Source organism: Bacillus sp. FJAT-44742 (assembly GCF_002797315.1).
GTDB lineage: Bacteria > Bacillota > Bacilli > Bacillales > Marinococcaceae > Thalassorhabdus > Thalassorhabdus alkalitolerans.
Window position 1 is genome coordinate 2,420,640 of record NZ_KZ454936.1, and the last position, 21,455, is coordinate 2,442,094.

General features: G+C 39.6%; 25 protein-coding genes. 3 read left to right on the forward strand and 22 right to left on the reverse strand.

The window, feature by feature from the left end; genetic code table 11:
• Nucleotides 1-27 precede the first annotated feature (27 nt).
• From CEF17_RS12060 to CEF17_RS12115, 12 genes are all read right to left on the reverse strand, one after another.
• Nucleotides 28-225 (reverse strand): hypothetical protein, encoded by a 198-nt coding sequence (locus tag CEF17_RS12060; RefSeq protein WP_054635008.1) that lies wholly within the window; start codon nucleotides 223-225, stop codon nucleotides 28-30.
• A gap of 3 nt (nucleotides 226-228) precedes the next feature.
• Complete coding sequence (locus CEF17_RS12065) at nucleotides 229-552, reverse strand: gas vesicle protein (protein ID WP_054635009.1); 324 nt, start codon at nucleotides 550-552, stop codon at nucleotides 229-231.
• 41 nt (nucleotides 553-593) lie between these two features.
• Nucleotides 594-893, reverse strand: a complete 300-nt coding sequence (locus CEF17_RS12070) for a gas vesicle protein K (protein WP_100399746.1) — start codon at nucleotides 891-893, stop codon at nucleotides 594-596.
• Nucleotides 894-906: 13 nt separating this feature from the next.
• A complete protein-coding gene (locus CEF17_RS12075) occupies nucleotides 907-1,140 on the reverse strand; it encodes a gas vesicle protein (protein WP_054635011.1) in 234 nt (77 codons plus the stop codon).
• Entirely contained in the window at nucleotides 1,130-1,969 is an 840-nt protein-coding gene (locus tag CEF17_RS12080) for a GvpL/GvpF family gas vesicle protein (protein ID WP_100399747.1), read from the reverse strand. Before CEF17_RS12080 ends, CEF17_RS12075 begins: the two co-directional genes overlap by 11 nt.
• Nucleotides 1,970-1,979: 10 nt before the next feature.
• On the reverse strand, nucleotides 1,980-2,231 hold the full coding sequence (locus tag CEF17_RS12085) for a gas vesicle protein GvpG (RefSeq protein WP_100399748.1): 252 nt from the start codon (nucleotides 2,229-2,231) through the stop codon (nucleotides 1,980-1,982).
• Complete coding sequence (locus CEF17_RS12090) at nucleotides 2,231-2,992, reverse strand: GvpL/GvpF family gas vesicle protein (RefSeq protein WP_100399749.1); 762 nt, start codon at nucleotides 2,990-2,992, stop codon at nucleotides 2,231-2,233. The genes CEF17_RS12085 and CEF17_RS12090 overlap by 1 nt, the downstream gene beginning before the upstream one ends.
• An 11-nt stretch (nucleotides 2,993-3,003) precedes the next feature.
• Nucleotides 3,004-4,335 carry a gas vesicle protein GvpN gene (gvpN, locus tag CEF17_RS12095; protein ID WP_232725496.1) on the reverse strand — a complete coding sequence of 444 codons (1,332 nt, stop codon included), beginning with the start codon at nucleotides 4,333-4,335 and terminating at the stop codon, nucleotides 3,004-3,006.
• 5 nt (nucleotides 4,336-4,340) lie between these two features.
• Nucleotides 4,341-4,619: a gas vesicle protein GvpR gene (locus CEF17_RS12100; protein ID WP_100399750.1), complete on the reverse strand. Its 279-nt coding sequence runs from the start codon at nucleotides 4,617-4,619 to the stop codon at nucleotides 4,341-4,343.
• A gap of 108 nt (nucleotides 4,620-4,727) precedes the next feature.
• Nucleotides 4,728-4,997, reverse strand: coding sequence for a gas vesicle structural protein GvpA (gene gvpA / locus CEF17_RS12105; protein WP_054635016.1), 270 nt, complete (start codon nucleotides 4,995-4,997; stop codon nucleotides 4,728-4,730).
• Between the two features lie 13 nt (nucleotides 4,998-5,010).
• Nucleotides 5,011-5,790, reverse strand: coding sequence for a hypothetical protein (locus CEF17_RS12110; RefSeq protein WP_232725497.1), 780 nt, complete (start codon nucleotides 5,788-5,790; stop codon nucleotides 5,011-5,013).
• A 17-nt stretch (nucleotides 5,791-5,807) separates the two neighbouring features.
• Nucleotides 5,808-6,560, reverse strand: coding sequence for a YtxH domain-containing protein (locus CEF17_RS12115; RefSeq protein ID WP_100399752.1), 753 nt, complete (start codon nucleotides 6,558-6,560; stop codon nucleotides 5,808-5,810).
• 288 nt (nucleotides 6,561-6,848) lie between these two features.
• Here CEF17_RS12115 and CEF17_RS12120 point away from each other — a divergent pair, with 288 nt between their 5' ends.
• The gene (locus tag CEF17_RS12120) at nucleotides 6,849-7,487 is read left to right on the forward strand and encodes a MerR family transcriptional regulator (protein ID WP_100399753.1); all 639 of its coding nucleotides are present in this window, start codon (nucleotides 6,849-6,851) and stop codon (nucleotides 7,485-7,487) included.
• Between the two features lie 60 nt (nucleotides 7,488-7,547).
• Here the strand turns inward: CEF17_RS12120 and CEF17_RS12125 are convergent, their stop codons facing one another.
• The 3 genes from CEF17_RS12125 to CEF17_RS12135 form a co-directional block, all read right to left on the reverse strand.
• Nucleotides 7,548-8,468 (reverse strand): glycine betaine ABC transporter substrate-binding protein, encoded by a 921-nt coding sequence (locus CEF17_RS12125; protein WP_083465212.1) that lies wholly within the window; start codon nucleotides 8,466-8,468, stop codon nucleotides 7,548-7,550.
• 70 nt (nucleotides 8,469-8,538) lie between these two features.
• Nucleotides 8,539-9,381: an ABC transporter permease gene (locus CEF17_RS12130; RefSeq protein WP_100399754.1), complete on the reverse strand. Its 843-nt coding sequence runs from the start codon at nucleotides 9,379-9,381 to the stop codon at nucleotides 8,539-8,541.
• A complete protein-coding gene (locus CEF17_RS12135; RefSeq protein WP_100400898.1) occupies nucleotides 9,378-10,523 on the reverse strand; it encodes a quaternary amine ABC transporter ATP-binding protein in 1,146 nt (381 codons plus the stop codon). Before CEF17_RS12135 ends, CEF17_RS12130 begins: the two co-directional genes overlap by 4 nt.
• Before the next feature lie 364 nt (nucleotides 10,524-10,887).
• Between CEF17_RS12135 and CEF17_RS12140 the strand changes: the two genes are divergently transcribed.
• Entirely contained in the window at nucleotides 10,888-11,448 is a 561-nt protein-coding gene (locus CEF17_RS12140) for a GbsR/MarR family transcriptional regulator (RefSeq protein WP_100399755.1), read from the forward strand.
• Between the two features lie 84 nt (nucleotides 11,449-11,532).
• Here the strand turns inward: CEF17_RS12140 and CEF17_RS12145 are convergent, their stop codons facing one another.
• The 4 genes from CEF17_RS12145 to CEF17_RS12165 all read right to left on the reverse strand — a co-directional run bounded on the left by CEF17_RS12145 (nucleotide 11,533) and on the right by CEF17_RS12165 (nucleotide 17,977).
• Entirely contained in the window at nucleotides 11,533-13,701 is a 2,169-nt protein-coding gene (locus CEF17_RS12145) for a DNA topoisomerase 3 (RefSeq protein WP_100399756.1), read from the reverse strand.
• 657 nt (nucleotides 13,702-14,358) lie between these two features.
• On the reverse strand, nucleotides 14,359-15,231 hold the full coding sequence (locus tag CEF17_RS12155) for a ComEC/Rec2 family competence protein (protein ID WP_100399758.1): 873 nt from the start codon (nucleotides 15,229-15,231) through the stop codon (nucleotides 14,359-14,361).
• Nucleotides 15,232-15,365: 134 nt separating this feature from the next.
• On the reverse strand, nucleotides 15,366-15,806 hold the full coding sequence (locus CEF17_RS12160; RefSeq protein ID WP_100399759.1) for a chemotaxis protein CheW: 441 nt from the start codon (nucleotides 15,804-15,806) through the stop codon (nucleotides 15,366-15,368).
• Between the two features lie 140 nt (nucleotides 15,807-15,946).
• Nucleotides 15,947-17,977, reverse strand: coding sequence for a chemotaxis protein CheA (locus CEF17_RS12165; protein WP_100399760.1), 2,031 nt, complete (start codon nucleotides 17,975-17,977; stop codon nucleotides 15,947-15,949).
• Between the two features lie 500 nt (nucleotides 17,978-18,477).
• On the opposite strand from CEF17_RS12165, the gene CEF17_RS12170 reads away from it, so the two are divergent.
• Nucleotides 18,478-18,711: a KTSC domain-containing protein gene (locus CEF17_RS12170; protein WP_100399761.1), complete on the forward strand. Its 234-nt coding sequence runs from the start codon at nucleotides 18,478-18,480 to the stop codon at nucleotides 18,709-18,711.
• Nucleotides 18,712-19,388: 677 nt separating this feature from the next.
• Here the strand turns inward: CEF17_RS12170 and CEF17_RS12175 are convergent.
• The 3 genes from CEF17_RS12175 to pstB form a co-directional block, all read right to left on the reverse strand.
• Nucleotides 19,389-19,751, reverse strand: a complete 363-nt coding sequence (locus CEF17_RS12175; protein ID WP_054635045.1) for a DUF1516 family protein — start codon at nucleotides 19,749-19,751, stop codon at nucleotides 19,389-19,391.
• A 185-nt stretch (nucleotides 19,752-19,936) separates the two neighbouring features.
• Nucleotides 19,937-20,584 carry a phosphate signaling complex protein PhoU gene (gene phoU / locus CEF17_RS12180; RefSeq protein WP_232725498.1) on the reverse strand — a complete coding sequence of 216 codons (648 nt, stop codon included), beginning with the start codon at nucleotides 20,582-20,584 and terminating at the stop codon, nucleotides 19,937-19,939.
• Nucleotides 20,585-20,609: 25 nt separating this feature from the next.
• Nucleotides 20,610-21,440 carry a phosphate ABC transporter ATP-binding protein PstB gene (pstB, locus tag CEF17_RS12185; protein WP_100399763.1) on the reverse strand — a complete coding sequence of 277 codons (831 nt, stop codon included), beginning with the start codon at nucleotides 21,438-21,440 and terminating at the stop codon, nucleotides 20,610-20,612.
• Between the last annotated feature and the right edge of the window lie 15 nt (nucleotides 21,441-21,455).

Sequence of the window (21,455 nt, forward strand, 5' to 3'; positions counted from 1 at the left end):
GAAAACTGGGCAGGATGTCAATCAAACTCACTCTCTTTCTTGTCTTTTATTTTGCTCATCCTGGATCCCCACTTTGGCTCTCAGCACGTACTCTGACCTCAAAGTGGGGCCTCGCTTTCCCCGTCCAAGCTTTTTTTCCTCTGTCCTCCCCACGATAGATTGATCCTGATTTTCTAAATCCCTGATTATCTGCTTCAGGTCTTTAAAAAAATCCTTCTTTTTCATCAATCAGCCTCCTTTGTTTTCCTGTTCTTCCAGCTGTCCTTCGACACGTTCTTCCAGCTGTTTAATTCTTTCTTGAAGCTGCTGATTCTCCTCCTCTATCCGTATTGCTTTCGAGGAATAATGCGGATCACTTTCCCACCAGTCAATACCCATTTCTTTCGCTTTATCTACAGAGGCTACAAGAAGACGAATTTTAATCGTAATCAGCTCTACCTCCGCTAAGTTCAATTTAATGTCACCTGCAATGACTACCCCTTTGTCCAGGACCGTTTCCAACACATCTACGAGGTTGCTTGATTGGTGAGCTGGATGTTTGATCTCATCCATGTGATCACTCTCCTTTTCATCATATGATTAGATTTTGCTTATTACATCAAATTGCCTAGTGGTCCAAGATCAATATTCAAATCATCATCATCTAAGTTGAAGATTTCCTTTAGTTCTTCCATCTTCTCCTCTAAATTCATTAGAGCTTCCCCTACTTTTTCTATTTCTTCATCCGTTAAGCTGCCATTTTCGACGCGCCTCATTGCCTGACGTTCGACTAATTGGCGCAGGAGTTCAATGACGGTCATAACAAGCTGGGACAACCCTTCTTCTGCCTTTTCCGGATCCAGAGAAATTCGTCCAGATGGATTATGTTTTTCAACTAGCTCTTGGTCTGCCATGATAAATCACTCCTTACTCACCTGTAAAATTTATTCTTTCTTCATTGATTGTCTTTTTCAGCTCTTCCTCACGTGCCTGAATCAAAGTTTCTACTGAAGAAAGCAATATCCTTAAATCCAAATAGACCAGGTCTACCCCTGCTATTGAGATCGTTATATCACCTCGTAAAACCACTCCTTTTTCAAGAACTGCATCTAATACATCTAGAAGAGAAACGTCTTTTGTCTGTAAGGATTCACCCGCCATTTGTTTCACCTCGTTCCGTAAAGTTAGAAAAATGATACGCGGGCCAAGGGCCGGTGATTTCAAAAGTGAAATTCTCATGCTCATCTTTTATTTTTTTAATGAATGCAAGCGTCTGTTCTACTTTTTCTTTGGGTATTAAATAAGCTCCATTCCAGCACATATCATCTTTTCGTCCAGTGAGGTTTCTTTCCCAGTTTTTTTTCACCTCTTCTTCTTTGCTATATGAAGTCATTTGTTCATGAAAACACTCACAAAACCTGTCAATCTCCTTGTCAGCTTCATTTTCAACAAATTGACTCATTTTCTTTTTTTCAAAATACTGTTTTCCTCTGGGAAGATCTTTGATTTCTTGTTTCTTTTTTTCTATTTCTGGACTGCTAACCTCAACCTCCTCAATAAATTTCTTTTTGGCTGTGTAGATTTTAACGTTCCATTCCTGTTGATTTTTCAGTTTAATAAACTGAGCCATAATGCCTTCTTTGTTAGTGTCCATGACCTCTTTTACTCGATCTTCATTTTCATAAAGCGTCCCGAACTTCAAAGGAATGACCGTATATCTGTTATGTAAAGCATTCATCTTTTCATGGTGATGAAATGCTTTATCCTGCAGCCACCCCATGTTTTCTACTTTTTTCTGCAACACTTCTTCAGAAAAATCTTCATGTTTGACCAGGCATGTAATGGCAGTAATCTGGTCAAACACGATGCACTCCATTGAATGCTGTGGGTCAATTCCTTTCAAATGGGGTAAAGGATTTTCTTCATATTCCTCCGTTGGAATAAATGCATATAAATAGATAAGCTTACTAGTGCCCGCTTCAACTTGCATGATGCTCCCCCTATTCTTCCAGGCTTTCTCTTAGTCTCTCCTGTTCAGCTTTCTTGGCAATACGGTATCGTGCCAGCAAAACCTCTTCCTGCTCCTGATAGGCTTCTTCTGAAATTTCTTCCATCTCAAGCATCATTTGAAGGTGAGCGAGTTTTTTTTGGATGTGTTCCACATCGTATAATTCTTTGTCCACTTCTTCTTTCACCTTTTCACCAACCCATACAACTGTGTCTAGAGGCCAAGTGAACAATTTACGAATCATTACACACCCTCCGCTGCTTTTAATTTAATATCAATAAAATTATAAGCAGGCCAAGGACCAGTATATTTAAAGTCGATTTGTTCTTTCCATTTCTCGTACAATTCATTTACCTTTTTATCAAATTCTTCCTCTTTTTCTTTATCCACAAGAAATGCTCCGTTCAATAGCATTCGCTCACTAATCGCTTCATTACTCTTTGCAGCATCAGCAATTTTAGCAAGAGGATTAAATACCTCTTCTTCAAATTCCACCTGCAAAGCTACCATGAAATTGCGTGCTGCTTCTCCTAGACGAATTTTTTCGTAATAGCCTGCATCCTTATTGCGCTGAGCCACATTGGACTCCAGATGCTTCAAAGCCGGCTGTTCTTTAGCCTGTTTTTCTATCCACTCTTTCTTTCCGATTAACTTAAGTCCGACTTCAATTTTATTGTCTATACGTGGAAAAATCTCATCACATTGAGGAAGAAGTTTTTCTAAAAGAATCTTTACATCTTCTTCACCTTTTAACACATTTCCAAAGCTCATAGGGATCACGGTAAATTGCTCCATCACAGAAGCTACCATTTCCTGATGTGCCTTCACATTCTGACGTGATGGTTCATAGATTTCTACGGGGGCATCGGCAACTACCATGGATACACCCTTATGAGAAATGGTATAGACTTTTCGATGTTCGCCAGCTAATTTTGCTTTTCCGAATGTTTTCTCTTCGTTTGTCTGAATTATACAAAACAGATATTTTCCTGACTCTGTACTCATTTTGCTTCCCCCTAGCCCTTTCTCAATTCCTCTTCTACCATATCTTCAGCTTCTTCAATGCTGTCGCCTTCGAAACATTTGGATACGACAGCCCCCAGTACATCTTTACACAGCCGTATGAAATCCTCATCCGATGAACGAATAGAAATATCATTTTTCGCTGCTATTTCACTGATCATAATTGAAGCTCTATAGCTCGGTCCTTGTTCATCTTCCTCATCACAACGCTGCCTTATCTTCTTCACTAGATTGACAATCAGCTCTGCTTCATCATCCGATATATCTGTTCTTTCTTTAACAATGTCAAGCTCTGTATTGCTGTTATGACCAGCATCCAACTCCATTGTTATCAAACGGTCTAATAATGCATCCTGAGATTCATATACTCCAGCATACTCTTCTGGATTGCTCGTAAATATAACTTTGAAATTCGGATGGACACGAACGAAGCTTTCATTTTGTTTTGTTCCATATAACGGCAATATTCCTTCTTCCAAAACAGATAAAAATAAATTATTCGTTTCTGGACGAGAACGAGTAAATTCATCATAAACTAATGTGTAACCATTTTTGACAGCTTCCACCAAGCGCCCTTTGCTCCACTTTTCATTAACTTCTTCCTGCTTTTTATACACAGCCCTTACATAGTTATCAATAACTTTGCTGCTCGTATATCCTGTCATACCTCCTAAGAGATCAGAGTTGGACATTTCATGATTTCCCTGCAAGAGCATGATAGGCTGGTCGTATTGACGAGCAATATGAAGTGCCAGAGATGTTTTCCCTACACCGGCTGGACCAATAAAATGGACTGGATATCCTGCTTCCAGATACATCTTTGACCGATTAGAAATTTCCTTTATTTTAGAGGTTTCTACAAAGTTCGCCATATCTACGTTACGATGATGCTCTCTTTGTTTGGAATTATTACTATCCTGTGATTGATTGTTTTGTTTGATGTCCTCGCTATCTTCTTTCTTATTCTGAATATTTTCCTTTGCTTTCTCTTGCTGCTGGTCTTTCTGCTCATTCTTCTTCTTGCTTTTTGTTTGCTTTCTCTTTTGTTCCTCTGCAGATGGATAGGTTTTACGTTCTCCTGTGTTCGGCTTGTTTACTTTAGGAGAACCAATCTTTCTTCTTTCACTCACTGTAGGTTTTTTCCGGCTGCTTGTATTTTTTTTGCTGGAGTCCGCTTTCTCTTTCTTGGTACTACTAGATGCTTTCTCTTTTGAAGAGGAGGTTGATTCTTCTTGCCCTTTTTTCTTCTTTTGCGGCTGTGCACTTCTTTTGTCTTCAGCTTGTTCGTCTTTTTCTTCCTTGGTGTCTATATTTTCTGCTGCCATCCCTGTTACCCCCTCTCTTCCGCTTCTAGTGTTGCCGTTCTTTGTCTTAAGCTTTTCCTTTCAAAAGCTACGATTTCCATCTCCTCGTTAACACGCGCCTGATATACTCCAATCAATTGATCCCTGCCGTATTTTTTCATATATTCTTTTTCTTCTATGACTTCCAGTTCTACTTCCCAATGTTTCTCTTCAGTGACTATGGATGTTATACGATAAACCGGGTAAACATTCTCACGAAAAAAACTTTTAACAGTATTAATTACTTCTTCAAGTTTACTAGCCATTCATCTACACCTCTGTTTTGGAGACTAAGCTTCTTATGAAAAGCTTGTTAAATTATAAAGAGAACCGGCATATACGAATTTCGTATATGCCAGAATTGTTATTTATTCCTACGCAAAGTTAAGCTGGTTGGCTCCTCGCCCATCGTCTCCGACTTCTTCATCAATTTCTCCCTGTACCTCATCTCTTAATAGCCCAACTGCTTCTGCATAGCGCAGCCAAGTATCCACACTTGCAATAACTACGCGAGCTTCAATCGTAATAAGTTCAATACCTACTAGAGAAATACGAGCATAAAGATCAATGACAACGCCCTTATCAAGAATTCGGTCAATGACTTCTGCTAGACTTGAAGTATCTGTGCTTTTCTGAATAGCCATTATTCTTCACTCCTTAATCTACTTTTTTAATATCAGTTGCCCCTTTAATATCGTTGGCTCCTTTTACATCCATCGGGCCTTTAATATCACTGGGCTTTTTTATTCCCTCATCATCATTGGAGTCATCAGGATTGGTCAAGGCATTATCCTTCAGCTCTTCTTTCATGTTTTCGCCTTGTTCCTTTACCTTACCCTTGATGCCTCCTGCTTTGTTTTGTGAGTCATTTCCTTTGCCTTGCATCTCATCTTTAGCTCCTTGGAGATTTTCTTTGGCCTCTTCACCTTTTTCTTTCAGCTGCCCCTTCGCGTCTTCAAGGTTTTCTTTGGCTTCTTCGCCTTTATCCTGAAGCTCATCCTTGACTTCCTCTTTGGTCTTTCTTACTTTTTCAAAAAGGTTGTAGAACTTTTTGCCGACAGCTGTCGCTGCAGCCGCATTCTTCGTCTGAGGCATGTCGTCAACCGTATCTTTGGCCTGATCTTTTATTTCTTCTTTGGTGTGTTCTTTTGCTTTTTTCGCTTTTTTACGCACTTTTTTATTAACAAGTGATAAGGAGGCGCCAGCAAGGCCTATTCCTCCAGCTACAAGGGCAGCACGTTTTCCATTACTGTTATTTTTATTTTGATCGGAATTTTCAGCCATAAAAGAGTCAACACCACCTTTCTTGCTCCCTATCGGTACATGTATAGAAGTCAGATGGAGCATCCTTCTTATCAGTGCCGATATTAGAGAGATGAATCGATAATAAAGGATGGTTATTCCCACGTAAGTAAGTTCACTGATGTCTTTCTCCACTGGGAATATACAACTCTTTATCGCTGTTCATCTTCCTCATCGTCATCGTCGTCGTCTTCAAGCTCATCTTCATCGTATTCATCTTCATCCTCGTACTCATCTTCCTCATATTCTTCTTCTGATTCCTCTTCTTCTGATTCCTCTTCTTCTTCACCAGATTCTTCTTCCATCTCTTCGCCTTCTTCATGGTAAACTTCTTGATTCTCATTTTCTGAATCTTCATCCATATAGGAAGTATCTTCTTCACTAGCTTCGTTGTTTGGCTCCTCCTCTTCTTGAGAAGCACCATTTTTAGAGAATCTGGATGCTTTGTCTTTTAGATTATCAGCAATTGCTTCCTGTTTTTGAGAAGTCCAGTTTTGTACATCCTCCTGTACCTGACCTACTTTCCCTTTAAGCTTTTCCACTCCCTGGGTGGATTGATCTTTCAATCCCTGTACTTTATCTTTTCCTTTTTGAGCAGTACGCTCGTAGGCCTCTTTTCCTTTTTGTGCTGTCTTTTCATAATTATCAGTGATGCCTTGGCGTACTTCTTTACCGCTCTTAGGAGAGGTCAGCATGGTAGTAGCCGTACCAACAATTCCTCCTACAACTGCACCTTGGATAAATTCCTTACTTTTTAATTTATTCGCTACCTTTTTTCCCATGGTGTTCTCAGATTTGCTTTGGGTTTCTTGTGATTTTGATTTTGGTTTTGGATTAGGATCTCTTCTGCCATATTCAGTTGTTTGATTGTCGTCTCTTTTTTCTCCTACAGGTTGAGTTGGCATTTCATCTTCCTCCTTACTGCTTTTCGATTCTTACTTTGGCTATACCCCTCACTTCATCTTTCAAACTAAAAATGGTGACCGATCAGTCCAGAAAAAGCTATTATGATCTTGGCAGAAAACACGAAACCCTTGTTCTAAAAGGGCAGGTTAATATTTCGACCCACTGAGTGTTCCATATATTGGTCATAAGAATTTAAGATTTCCTTCCCTGAAATTAGCTTTGCCTTATCCTCATTATCGGGGTATGATTTTAGTACCACATATTGTCCACAAAGAGGTGATTAAGAGATGAATCAGTACTGGAAAATCAGTGATTTTGCCAAGGAAATCGGCAAGCATGTTAACACTGTAGATGGCTGGTTTAAAAAACTCGAAGAAAGAAATATCCATTACATTAACAGAACTGATAATGAAAAAATTTATGAGGAATTAGATGTCAAAATAGGGTTGTTCATAAAAAAACAACGCGACAAAAAATGGTCTCTCGAAGGCATCTTTAACGAACTTCCCAACCATTTTGAACTCCGGCCTTTCCCACCGGATGCCGAGCCTGCTTCCCCTCAAACTATTGACTTGCACTCACTTAAACAAGAACTGCTACGGGAAATACATAATACGGCAGACCAGATTTCCAGAGCTAGAATGGAGAGACTGCAATCAGCTTATGATGAATTGTTAAAAGCACTTCCAGAAGCTAAATCAAAAGAGGAAGAAAGAGAAGAGAGAATTCATGACCTCCTTCTGCGACGGCAAATTGAGGAGGATCTTGAAACGGAAGCGTTAACACGCTGGAATACGCTTCCTCTAAGCGAAAGACAAAAAAGAGCCCTTTTTCTTCGTGTGGAAGACACAATGAAAAGAGAGCGTTTTGTGAAAGCTTATGTAAATATTAAGTTTGAAGAAAAGTTGAGAAAAAGCTTAATATGATGAAAATTTAAAAAATCCTGCAGATATAAGCTCTGCAGGATTTTTTACATCAATTTTTGTCTATTCTTCTCCTAACCATTCATCAACCAGTTCACGATTGTCTTCAATCCACTCTCTTGCCCCTTCTTCCTCATCGTCAGCATCGTTAATTACCGACATAAGTTCGCCTAAAGAGTCGTCATCCATATGCCAGGCATCAAACCATTCTACAACCTCTGCATGGTCATCCTCAAACCCGGTTCTTGTCATATAATAGATATCATCTGGATCACCATAAACATTCTCTGGATCATCCAGATACTTTAAATCATAATCCGCAAAGGCCCAATGAGGATTCCAAAGAGTGACCACAATGGGTTCTTCGTTTTGGTAGGCACTGTCTAATTCAGTCATCATTGCTGGTTCTGAACTGTCAACCAGATCGTAATCAAGATCATATTCTTCCACAGCTTCATTGGACAAACGCATAAGACTGGCTCCCGGGTCAATACCGATGATGCGTCCATCCATTTCATCTGCGTGGTCATTTAGTTCTTCAATGCTGTCTATGTCTACATATTCAGGTACTACTAGCCCAAGGCCTGTTCCTTCATACCATATTTCTCGAAGTTCAATTTGATCCTCATATTCTTCATAAAGAGGCTCATCGGTAATAGGAAGCCATACTTCAGGAGCAATATCAAGGTCCCCCTGAGCAACCCCCTGCCATACCGGTGCTTTTTCAAGCATTGTCAGCTCTACATCATATCCTTGTTCTTCAAGGATGACTTTCCACATATTAGATACTGCCACGTTTTCTGCCCAGTTATTTAAACCAATATTAAGAGTTCCTCTCTCTTCGTCACCTTCAGCAGCTTCGTCTGTCTCTTCCTCTGGAGCACCCTCTTCAAGCTCATCAACGACATCTCCATCTCCGCATGCACCAAGAACCAAAGCAAAACTAACAGCTCCTCCAAGTGCTAAAAAGCGTTTGTTCTTCATAAGTAAAAACCCCTCTTCTTAGTCAATGATTTATTTACAATTACCTGTTACATAAAATACAGGTAAGAGTTTATTCTTTACTATTTCTTCGGCCAAGATTTTGAGATATTCTGTCCAGCATGATTGCAAGAATGACAATCGACAATCCTGCCTCAAACCCGGTACCCACCTGAATTTGCGTTACCGCTCTGTATACATCAGTCCCAAGTCCAGGAGCACCTACCAATGAAGCGATGACAACCATGGACAAAGCAAGCATAATACTTTGATTAATACCAGCCATTATCGTCGGAGTAGCAAGAGGCAGCTGGACTTTTTTCAGCTTTTGCCACCTGGTTGAGCCAAAGGCGTTTGAAGCTTCCACCAGTTCATCAGGAACCTGGCGGATTCCTAAGTTTGTGAGCCGGATTGTTGGCGGCATCGCAAAAACGACAGAAGCTATAATTCCAGGAACCATTCCAATACCAAAGAAAAGGATAGCTGGAATTAAATATACAAAAGCAGGCATCGTCTGCATGAAATCCAGGATAGGAGTTAAAACGTTTTTTACAGTATTATTTTGAGAACTCCATATCCCGATAGGAACACCTATGACAATTGAAATAAATACTGCTGTTAATACAAGGGAGAGCGTTAAAATCGTGCCGTCCCAGTATCCAAGGTTGTAAATCAAGAGAAGACCAAGTCCGGTAAATATTCCTATCGGCCACCTGCTTGTCCACCACGCCAGCGCAGTGAATATTGCAATCAGAAGTAAAGCCGGAGCAAATGCAAGTATGGAAGCAATGCCGCTTACAATCCAGTTTATAAGGATAGCCGCTCCCTCAAAAATAAAAGCAAAGTTATCTGTTAAAAAATCAACGAATCGATCTACCCAAGCTCCCAGGGGAATTTGGTACATTAGTATGGTCATTTAACTCCCCTCACTTCGTTTAAATGTTCATCGCTCCCTGATAGTGCTCCTATTACTTTAGACCTGACAATAATTCCGAGAATCTTGCCTTCTTCATTAATTACCGGAACCGGCAGGGGAGACGAGGCCATTTTGTCAAACATGTCATTTAGTAATGTATCAGGCGCCACTTCCGGAAGATCCGTAAGTAAAATGTCTTCAAGAGATTGATTATTTTTCACTGCATTTGCAGCATCATCCACTGTTACGGCCCCGGCGTATCGTTTCTTTTTATCAGTAACATACAAGCTTGAGACGCCAGCGTCCTTCATCATCTGCAAAGCAACACGGACTCCACGGTCTTTTGGAATAGTTTCGGGCCGTTTCATGACATGTGAAGCCGTCAGCACCTTTGAAAGGTCTACGTCTTCAACAAATCTTTCAACATAGTCATTTGCCGGATTCATCATGATTTCTTCTGGAGTCCCTATCTGTACAATTGCTCCATCTTTCATGAGCGCAATACGATCTCCAATTCTTAACGCTTCATCAAGATCATGAGTAATAAAGACGATGGTTTTCTCCATTGACTCCTGTAATTCAAGAAGCTCATCTTGCATGTCCTTTCGGATCAAGGGATCGAGAGCACTAAAAGCTTCATCCATTAACAAAATATCCGGATCATTAGCCAAGGCCCTGGCAAGTCCCACTCTTTGCTGCATTCCACCACTTAATTCAGATGGATAGCTTTGTTCGTACCCTTTTAACCCGACTAGCTCCAGTGATGTTGTAGCCTTTTTCTCTCGTTCACTTTTAGGGACGCCTTGAACCTCAAGCCCATACTCTGTGTTATCGAGCACAGTTCTATGAGGAAATAATGCAAAGTTTTGAAACACCATACTCATTTTTTTCCGTCGTACTTCTCTAAGCTTATCTGGCTTCAGTTTCACGATTTCATCATCGTCAATGTAGATTTCTCCAAAAGATGGATCTATTAATCGATTTAACATTCTGACCAAAGTTGATTTTCCGCTTCCAGACAAGCCCATGATGACAAATATTTCACCATTCTTGACTTCAAATGTAGCCTGGTTAACCCCTACTCCCATTCCAGTTTCCTTTAATATCTCCTCTTTGGTTTTTCCCTGTTTCAGCAGCTCCATTGCTTGTTTAGGGGACTTCCCAAAAATCTTTGTCAACTGATTTACCTTGATTTTGGGCTTAGACAAACTTGACACCTCGTTTCAACATCGTCTAGTTCTTTTTTCCTAATATAGAACACCTAGCTAATTATACTCTTTGCAAAATTACGAAACAAATTCCATATAGTGAGTTTTTTTGCGTAAATTTTGTACAGTATATACTGTACGCAATACACCCATATATTTTCTATCATTTACATGTAAATACCTAAGTATTGCTGGAAATAGCTTTAATTTACTTTTAGTGTTAATGTACTTACTATAAAAGAAAGTCATAAAACGTATTTAGATTAAAGCCTTACCATTAATGAAAGGGTTGTCCTACATGCCGGAATCAAAAGAATTAAATGAAGAGTTTCTTTTACAGTCCAAGGAACGGTCAGTGGAATCGCTAGCAAGAAGCATGAATTATAACGGTATTCCTTTGTCAACAGGTCGGATCTACGGCTCGCTGTACTTTTCAAATAGGCCCTTAACTTTAGATGAATTAAAAGAAGATCTGCAAATGAGCAAAACGAGCATGTCTACGGGAGTAAGATACCTGCTTGATATGAGAGCAGTGAAAAAGGTTTTGAAAAAAGGCGAACGCAAAGATTTGTACCAGTTTAAGGATGACTGGTATCAAAGCTTTGCTGATATGTTTGCAGAACGCTGGAAGCATGTATCCGACATGAACATTGAAGAATTAAATGAATCAAAAGAGGAACTTCTTACATTGCGGGAAGAAAGCCCGGAAGAGGAAATAAGAAAAGAAGCTGATCATCTCCTGAAAAAAGTGGAGTATGCAATTGAATACTATGATTGGCTTGCAGAAATAGCAGAGGTTTTTGAGTCCGGTCAAATTTTTGAGATGATTCCTAAGCCCTCTTTAAAAAAAGCACCGTGATAAATATAGTTAATGAAATAGTCGATAAAAAAAGCCCTTTACCTGAGGTAAAGGGCTTTTTAACAACTGCTTTATATCCCATGTTTAATTGACATGCTGTTTTCTTTTTTGTTTCTCAAACTGAAAAGTGATCGTCCCCTGAGATTTTTCCTTCCAAGTGAGATAAGCGTTAAACTCGCTTTTCCCTTTAAACCCTTTAATTAGATTTGTTTTTCCGCTGCTTAATAATTTTTTTATATTTGTTTCACTGATTTTCTTTCCAAGGAGCCTTTTACTTACAATAAAGTCACAGCCATTTTTGTTATAAGCACTGCAGCCATACAGTTTTGTTTTATCCACGACCCCAGCTCCGCACTTAGGACACTGCCCAAGAGATACACTGTTTTCCCTGTTGTCCAAGGCTTCTATGGATTCAGAAATATCCCAGGAAGAAGAGTGATTGATTGCATCCTTCACTAATTTATCAGATAGTTTTTTGGCATTATCGATAAAAGCCTTCGCATCAGCCTTTCCCTGCCCTATTTCACTCAAACGCTGTTCCCACCTTGCTGTGAGCTCTGCCGAAGCAAGCACAGTACCATTCACTGCCTCCACAAGAATGAAAGCTTTTTCTGTAGGGATAATTCTATGTTTTTCTTGTCTGATATAGGAAAGAGCCTTCAGTCGTTCAATAATACCAGCTCTCGTTGCTTCCTCTCCAAGCCCTCTTGTTTCTTTTAATACAGCCTTTAATTGCTGATCTTCAATTTTACGTCCGGCATTAGCCATGGATGAAATGAGTTCTCCCTCCGTGTACCGTTTAGGAGGCGTGGTTTTGCCCTCTTTCACTTCTGATCTTGCACAAAGACCGGTTTCGTTCTCCTGCAAAACGGGCAGATAGACATCTCTTTCATCCTTCTTCTGGCTTTTTTGAAGGGTACTTCTCCATCCTTCCTTTATCATCTGCTTGCCCTTTGTGTAAAAGAGGTGAGTTTCTACTCGGGTCACAATAAGCGTATGATAAAATTCTGCAGGATAATAATGAGCTGCAATTACCCGCTTAACGATTAAATCATATATCTTTCGTTCGTCTGCGGACAGCTCATGTAAAGAAGGAACATTTTCAGTAGGGATGATCGCATAATGATCGGTGACTTTTTTGGCGTTTACATATCTTCTGTCCTTCATTACATCCCTTTGGATGTTTGAAGCTATGTCTCTGTATGGTTCCAGCTGTTTCACTTGCTGAAGAAATTGAGGAAAGGACCGTGCCTCCTCTTCTGAAATAAATTCACTGTTCGTCCTCGGATAAGAGATTAAGGACTTTTCATATAATGATTGAGCCAGATCAAGAGTTCTTTTCGCAGAAAACTTAAATATCTTGTTTGCTGTTTCTTGAAGAGTAGAAAGTTTAAAAAACTGGGGAGGCGGCTCTTTTTTCGTTTCCTTTTTTACCTTTTCAATTCGTGCTTCTTTCCCGCTCGTCTCCTCTTTTATCTTTTCCGCGAGCTCCTTTTGAAACAGTCTGCTCTCATTGTCTTCTGTCTGATATTTCCCTTCAAAAACTTTATTTTCAAAACGAAATTGTCCAATCACTTCATAAAAGGGCTTCGATTCAAAAGACAGGATTTCTTTTTCTCGGTTGACAATCATGGCCAGCGTCGGTGTCTGCACCCTTCCGGCTGAATAGACAGAACGACTTCCGCCATTTTGTTGAATTAATAATGTATAGGCTCTGCTCATATTCATCCCGACAAGCCAGTCTGCATGGCTTCTTGCCAGGGCTTCAAAATAAAGTGGACGTGTTTCTTCAATATCAATTAAGTTCTCAAACGCTCTTTTTACTGCCTTTTTTTCCAGCGACTGAGCCCATACTCTCTTTACCGGCTTTTTCACTCCGCTTTGCTGGATCACAAGCTCGACGATAAGTTCCCCTTCTCTCCCAGGGTCGCCTGCAGCAATGATTTCTTTTACCTTAGGGTTGAGAAGAACTTCTTTGACAGCCTGGTACCTTTTTGCTTTTTCCTTTATCACCTTGTATTTAAATGTTTCAGGAATAATGGGCAGTGTATCAAGCTTCCATTTTTTGTACTGGGGATTTAATTCGTCAGGACCCACCATTTCAAATAAATGACCAGAACACCAAGTCAAAAAGGCTCCTTGCGGAAACGTATCACAAGGAGAAATTTCTATATGATTACCTCTTTTTTTATGTTTAAACGGGGCTGCAAGCTTTTGAGCCTGGTTCCCCTTTTCAGCAACAATGGCTTGCATCTATTTCTCTCCTTATCGTTCTTCAATCAATTGAATAGTTTCATTGATTATCAGCTTAGAAAAATCATACACTACCTTTCTCAATAAGGGAATAAAAATGCTCCAATAACAATCATTTGCTGAATAGTAAGTTTTCTCGGTGGCCTTATTAATACCTATGCAATGGTGAAAAAAAAATGCCTGCACGTAAGCAATAACAAAGCAACCATTTTGGAACTTTTTGTAACGGATTCCCTATGCTTGATACTTTGATTTTATAAAACGGAATAAGTTTCTTGCTGTATTAGATATAGCATTTACACCTTCACCGCCATCGATTCATAATTGCTTAACCATTCCTTTGGTACCATGAAGTGGCGTCCATGAAAGCAACTCTCTTTCAAGGTGTCCCCCCTTTTATCCTTGCACTGGTTGCAAAGGATTTTTCTTTTTCTGCAAGGATAACGGTGACAGATGTTTCTGAAATGATATTATACATGAATAGAATCATAGTGATAGGTAAGAACTATCTAAACGATGGGTCTCTAAGGTTATTAGATTTATCCTGAGACTCATTTCTTTCAAGTACTGAAACTGCTGGAAGGCAGTGGTGTACCCTAAACCTGCCTATCGTCTTCATCTATACTAGCAGAACCGATGACACTCATAGCGAATTTTTCAGGACGCTTCCAGTGCTTCTTGAAGCTCTTCATTTTCATGTTCTGCTTCCAGCCAGTATTCCTCACCATCAGTAATAACTAAGATTGTCCCATGTTCTGGTGTTCCTAATACAGGAATGCCTGCTCCCTCTACTCTCTCAATAACTTCATTATGAGGATGACCGTATTCGTTTGCTCTTCCAGCGGAATACAGAGCTACTTCAGGAGCAACAGCCGAGAGAAAGTCTGGATTCGTAGAGGTACTCGAACCATGGTGGCCAAGCTTTAATATATCCGCATGCAGCTGTTCCCTGCTTTCTCTAACCATTGCTGCTTCTCCTTCCTCCTCAGCATCACCTGTTACAATAAATGAAATGCTGTCATAGGAAATACGAACGCTTACTGAATCCTCGTTTAAATCTCCTGTCAGTTCATCTGGGTGAAGGACATCCACTGATAAATCTCCAATGACATATTCTTCTCCTCTCCTTGGTTCATGGTAATTAGCCTCTGACTCTATGATAGCATCCAAAGTTCGTTCAAAGGTTGCTGTTGTATGTTCCCCTCCTGACATCCAGACCTCATCCACAGGAAAGGACGCCAGCACCTCTTCCATTTGTCCGATATGATCAGCGTGGGGATGTGTACCAATGACAAGATCGATTTCTTCAATTCCTGCTTTCTGTAAGTATGGTACTACTTCTTCTCTGTCATGGCGTCCAGTATCAATTAATATTGTACCATCAGGTGCGTCAAATAAAGTAGCATCCCCTTGGCCAACATCAATATAGTGTACAGATAAAAGGTTGTCCTGAGTTATTTCTGCTGGCGGTTCTGTCGTTTGACAACCAGAGATCAGAAGCAAAGCAGCAACCATAAAATAATATTTCATACTACCCTTCCTTTACGTTGTTTCATAATTATTAGGTTGTTAGATAATACAGCAAACAGAGCATTTCATCCTTATATTAGCTCTAAAAAAGCAAGCAATCATAAATGAAAGCTTGCTTCCTATTGCTGATTCTATTATTCACTTAATACTTTTTCAAGATTTAAGAGAGTTAAGAACCTTCCATCCAAGTTAACAATACCCTCTAGATAGTCTTCTTTCACTCCTCCTATAATTTCTGGCGGAGACTCAACTTTATCGACTAGTATATCCAGTACATCATTCGCTCCGTCTACAACTAATCCTGCTTCTATTTCCTCAAGGGTAATCATCAAAATCCTGGTAGATTCATCAGCATGTTTCTCTTCAAGCCCAAATCGTTTTCTAAGGTCAATCACAGGTGTAATCACCCCTCTTAAATTCATGACTCCTATAATAAAAGGCTGGACCCCAGGAATTCTTGTTACATTTTGCATTCGTTCTATGGACTGTACGTAGGTAACGTTTATGGCGTATTCTTCTTGACCCAATTGAAAAATAATCATCTTTAATTGGTCATTAAGAGTTTCCGTAGTCATACATGGTACCCCCTTTCCTAAATTAGGTCTCTTACAGGCTGTTATTGTTTATAATATAGACTCCCCCTGACTGGAAGGGAATTCCATATTGATATTCATCATAATGAAAACACTAACATTCATCCTTGCCTTTACGGAATTTATTTAACCAGTGCGTTCGTATCTACAATCAGTGCTACTTGGCCGTCTCCCAAAATTGTCGCACCAGAAATAGCAAAAACATTTGAAAGGTAATTTCCTAATGATTTTAGCACGACATCATGCTGTCCGATCAGGGAGTCAACAATGAGGCCAGCCAGTTTTTCACCTTTTTTCACAATTACCAGGGAATGAATCTGGTTCTCCAGCTTCTCTTTTGATATATCAAAAATACTCGAGAGAAAAACCAAAGGAACTATCTTCCCTCTAAAATCAATTACTTTCTGGCCATGATAATTGTAAATGTCTTCTTTATTTATAATCGCCGTTTCTACTATAGAGGATAAGGGCAAACCATATTTCTCCTCTCCGACCTCTACTAATAAGACATCAATTATAGAAAGAGTTAATGGCAGTTGAATGGAAAAAATTGATCCTTTTCCTTCTATAGAATCAACAGTTACAGATCCTCCTAACGTTTCAAACGTATTCCTCACTACATCTAACCCAACTCCACGCCCAGATACATCCGTTACTTCATCCGCTGTACTAAAACCTGAAGCAAACAAAAGATTGTAGACTTGCTGGTCACTCATCTTTCCTGCTTCTTCTTCCGTCACCACTTCATTTTCCAACGCTTTTTGAAGCACTTTTTGCTTATTTATTCCTGCTCCATCGTCCTCTATTTCAATAAAGACATTATTTCCACTATGGTAAGCCTTTAAGATGATTTTCCCTTCTTCCGGCTTTCCGGCTTCTCTTCTTACTTCCGGGCTTTCAATGCCATGATCAATGGAATTTCGAATTAAATGAACCAGCGGATCACCGATTTCATCAATAATCGTCCGATCAAGCTCTGTTTCCGCGCCGATGACTTCAAGCTTTAATTGTTTCCCTAGTTCTTTAGACAAGCTGCGAACCATTCGAGGGAAACGGTTAAATACCTGTTCAACCGGCATCATTCTCATCGTCAGAATGATTTCTTGCAAATCCCCTGAAATCCTTGACATATGTTCTACCGTCTCATTGAGCTCATGATTGTTTAGTTCAGAAGAAATCTGCTCCAAACGTCCACGATCAATCACCAGCTCCTCAAATAAATTCATGAGAACATCCAAACGTTCAATGTTCACTCTGATTGTTTTGTTTACCTCACCGCCAGATTTCTCTATTTTTTTATTCTCCCCCTCATTCGTAAATGGAGGGGTTTTTTCCTTGTTGTTTTCTTCATTACTTTTTACTGTGTCCTCTTGCCTAGTTATCTCTTCTTTTGTTACTGAGTGAATATGTACTTCCTCTACTTCTGAGATACTTTCTATTTGGGCTTTTATCGTTTCGCCCTCTTCCTGAGAAAGAAGTGTGACAATAAACTCGTTTTCAAAGTCTTCATTCTCTAAAATTTCAACGGGTGGGCTGGATTTCACTACTTCTCCAACACCTTCAAACACCTCAAATACCATAAAAACGCGGGCCGCCTTCAGCATGGTTTGATTATCAAGCATTACTTTGATTTCAAAGACATTATAATTTTGTTCTAATGACTGTACTAGTACTGTGCTTTCAAATTGATCATAGGAGTGTTCAGTTTGTTTAAGGATGTCCTGATCTTTGACTGCTGCTATTTCCTGTAAGGGACTGCTGTCTTCACCTTGATTCCCCTGCTGAATGCACTCAAGATTCGCTGCAATATCCTGAATATCTTTCTTTCCCTCTCCTCCCTGGGAGATATCAATGACCATTTCCTCTAAGGCATCTACAGCCTCAAAGATGATATCAATAACTTGAGAGGTAACGCCCATTTCATTGTTTCTTACAAGATCGAGAACATTTTCCATTGAATGGGTAAGCAGAGCTAAATCCTGATATCCCATCGTGGCAGACATACCTTTTAACGTATGAGCTGAACGGAACACTTCTCCAACTACTGACAAATCAGCAGGATCACTTTCCAAACGAAGCACGTTATCATTGATCGCTTGAATATGTTCCTGACTTTCTTCTATAAACACATCTAAGTATTCATTGTTATTCATAGGATCCACCTCAATTAGCTAAAATACGTCTTTTCCTCAAAGAAAAGAGGGAAAGCTCGCTATGAAGAATCTGTTGCCAAACCATAGTGTTACATTTTGTTGTTGATTTTTCGGTAAAAGATGCTTCCTTGCACCCAAAGTTACAAGTGTGAGATCTCTTCACTTGCATTCCCGGTGTCTTTTACGCCTCGGGCATGGTTTCGTCTTCCTTAGAAAAAACATCATGCGGGATCTTCGGCTCGTGGGATAAGGTGTCTCGCGCTTTTATCTACAATCAATCACTTATAAAAAATCAACATTTCCCTTGCATAGAACAGAACCATTATTAAAGGAAGACTTACCTGCTCATCATTTTTCCTTATTCTTCATATCGACTAAATTACAATTCTTTTCACTCTTTCCTTTTGCATACGATATTTTCATAGCCCTGAATATAAAGTTTTCTCCCGGAGACTAAAGGGAAAGGGTAAGATAAATTCTACTAAAGAGGAGGCTGACAGATGACAAATAGAAGTGATCATGTAGCAGGAGCCACTATCAACTCAGTCAGCTATGATGAAAAAACGTATACCTTGTATGTTAAGTTTGACAACAACGTCACCCATATCTTTCACGATATTCCCAGTCACATTTATGTTGCTCTTTCCTCACAGACCGTTGATGATAGAGAGCAATATTACGAAGAAAAGCTTAAAGGTCAATTCCGTTCACAAATTATTGACCCTAATTCCTAGAGCTAATAATAAGAGTCTGGGACAAAACTGTCTCACCAAAATAAATAAGGCTCCAATTATCGTTTTTGATAATTGGAGCCTTATTTTTGGATATAAAATTGCTGTAGGGCTGTCGTTGATTGTTCCAAAATCCCGAGATCACTCCCCGGAGATCCAGCGGGGTAATCTTCCCCGGTTAGCTGAAACCTTGTCTCCAGCATAGAAGACACCGTGAATGAGAGTGAAATGAAGCTTGAACGGAGGGCGCACTTGTACCTTTAGGTGCATGCAAGTGTATCTTTGAACAAACAGCCAATAGAATACTGAAAACAAAAAAAGAGCTCTCACCGATGATGAGTCATTATCTGGGCCTTGTCACAGCCTCTTGAATATCAGCTTCAGCTTAGTTAAATTGCACTTCCCTTGTTTCTAAGATACTTTAAAAAAGCCAACTCCCTCCCTTCATAGAATCGCTTATCTAAAGCAGACACGCGAAACGCTTTTTCTTGTTCTTTCACTGTGTACACTCTATTCTGGAAACTTACCGTAAAACCAAGGAAATGAAATTGCACGTTCCTGCTCTCCCCGCCTCTAAAATTTAGCTGACTTACCTTCTTATTTATACTAATAGGAAACTTCAGGTAGCACAGAAAATTTCATAAGCATACAAAAAACACAGCGGGCAACCCGCTGTGTTTTTATAGTATAACATTGTAGCCTATCATGATTATGAGAATAAGAGCAATCGCAAACTGCACCCAGTAGTACGTACGCTGACTCCCGGTAAGCTCTCCTCTTTTTGTACGGCCAAGGATTACTTCCATTAAATAGATAAGCCAAAGAGCCAAGATCGATTTAACAGTATAGTTAATCGGAAAGCCATAAGAAATTAATAAATAAACACCTGAAACGATCATAAGTACATAAAACAAACGAGCGATATGATGAGGAATCTTATACCCTTTTTCTTTGCCTTTTGTTAGGTTTATGTACGCAATCACAAAAACGATAACAAGTAAAAGCCAAACTGAGCGGTGGATATTGAGCATTATGTCCAGCATGTTTCTTCCTCCTGTAATGTATGTAAGTGTAAGTAATTACCCTGCTTCATTATAATACAAGTTAGAAGGAAGACAAACTATTAACGACGAAATTTATCATTTGTTTGCAAAACCGTCATACAATAGAGAGATAAAAGAGGAGACACAAAAGACAATATAAGATTTCCTCTTTTTTCTGTCTCTTTTTAATTAAGATCGAAATACTTTCCGTTTGCCTCATAAACAATCCATTCAGCAATATTTGTTGCATAGTCAGCAATTCTCTCAATGTACCGCCCAATAAATGCTAACTGTGTGACTTCCTCAACTATTCCTGTGTTAGGGACAAGCTGAAAGAGATTTCGAATAAATAAAGCATACTTCGTATCAATTAAGTCATCTTCCTGTGCTATTCTTTGGGCTGCAAGAACATTTCCTTCATTGTATGCACGCAAGGCTTTCTTAAGCATGTCGCACGCTTGTTCTGCAAGGACACATAACTCTATTCTTTCGTCTGTTAAAGCTCCTTTTTTTAGGCGCTTTCCTCCTTTGGCCATATCTACTGCCAAGTCCCCTACTCGTTCAAGGTCACTGGAAATTTTCAGTGCAACAATCACCGATCGCAAGTCGCTTGCTACAGGCTGCTGTTTTGCAATTATAAGAGTAACTGTTTCATTGATAGAGGTTTCCTTTTGATTAATCACATAATCACTGGATATAACATATTCAGTCATAATCTGGTCATTATTACGCAAGGCGTAAATAACTTGCTCAAAAGCGTCAGTTGCGAGTTCACCCATTTCTAAAAGGGTAGACCGTAAATTCTCCAGCTCTTTCATATAATGCTCTCTCATACCCAATGCTACCCCTCACTTTCTTTTATCCAAAACGGCCTGTAATATAATCTTCAGTCCGTAAATCTTGAGGAGTGGAAAACACTCTGTCTGTCTGGTCAAACTCTACCACCTCTCCATTTAGGAAAAAGGCTGTTTTATCAGAAATACGAGCTGCCTGCTGCATATTATGGGTGACAATAACAATGGAGTAATTTTTCTTCAGCTCCTGTACGAGCTCTTCTACTTTAAGAGTAGATTTTGGATCCAACGCTGACGTTGGTTCGTCCATTAAAATAACATCCGGTTCAATAGCCAGGCACCTTGCAATACATAGTCTCTGTTGCTGGCCTCCGGATAACCCGTAAGCATTTTCATTTAATCGATCCTTCACTTCATCCCAAATTGCCGCTCCCTTTAAGCTTTTCTCCACTATATCCTTAAGAATCTTCTTATCTCTAATTCCATGCACCTTTGGCCCATAAGCCACGTTTTCAAAAATAGATTTTGGGAATGGGTTTGGCTTTTGAAATACCATTCCTACACGGGTGCGAAGCTCTTCTACACGGTAAGAGCGCTCAAAAATATTCTTGCCTCTGTAAAGGATTTCACCGGCGGTTCTCACACTAGGAACAAGTTCAACCATTCTATTTAATGTTTTAATATACGTAGATTTCCCGCATCCTGATGGACCGATAATCGCTGTTACATGATTTTCCTGAATAGGCAGGTCAATGTTTTTTAATGCCTGAGTCTCCCCGTACCATAAATTTAGGCCTCTTGTATCATATATCACTTTGTTATCCTTCGACACCGGCGATTCATTTTGCTTTTTCTCAATTTTAATTTCACGGTATTTCCGTAAGGTTGTCTCCATGATCAATCAGTCTCC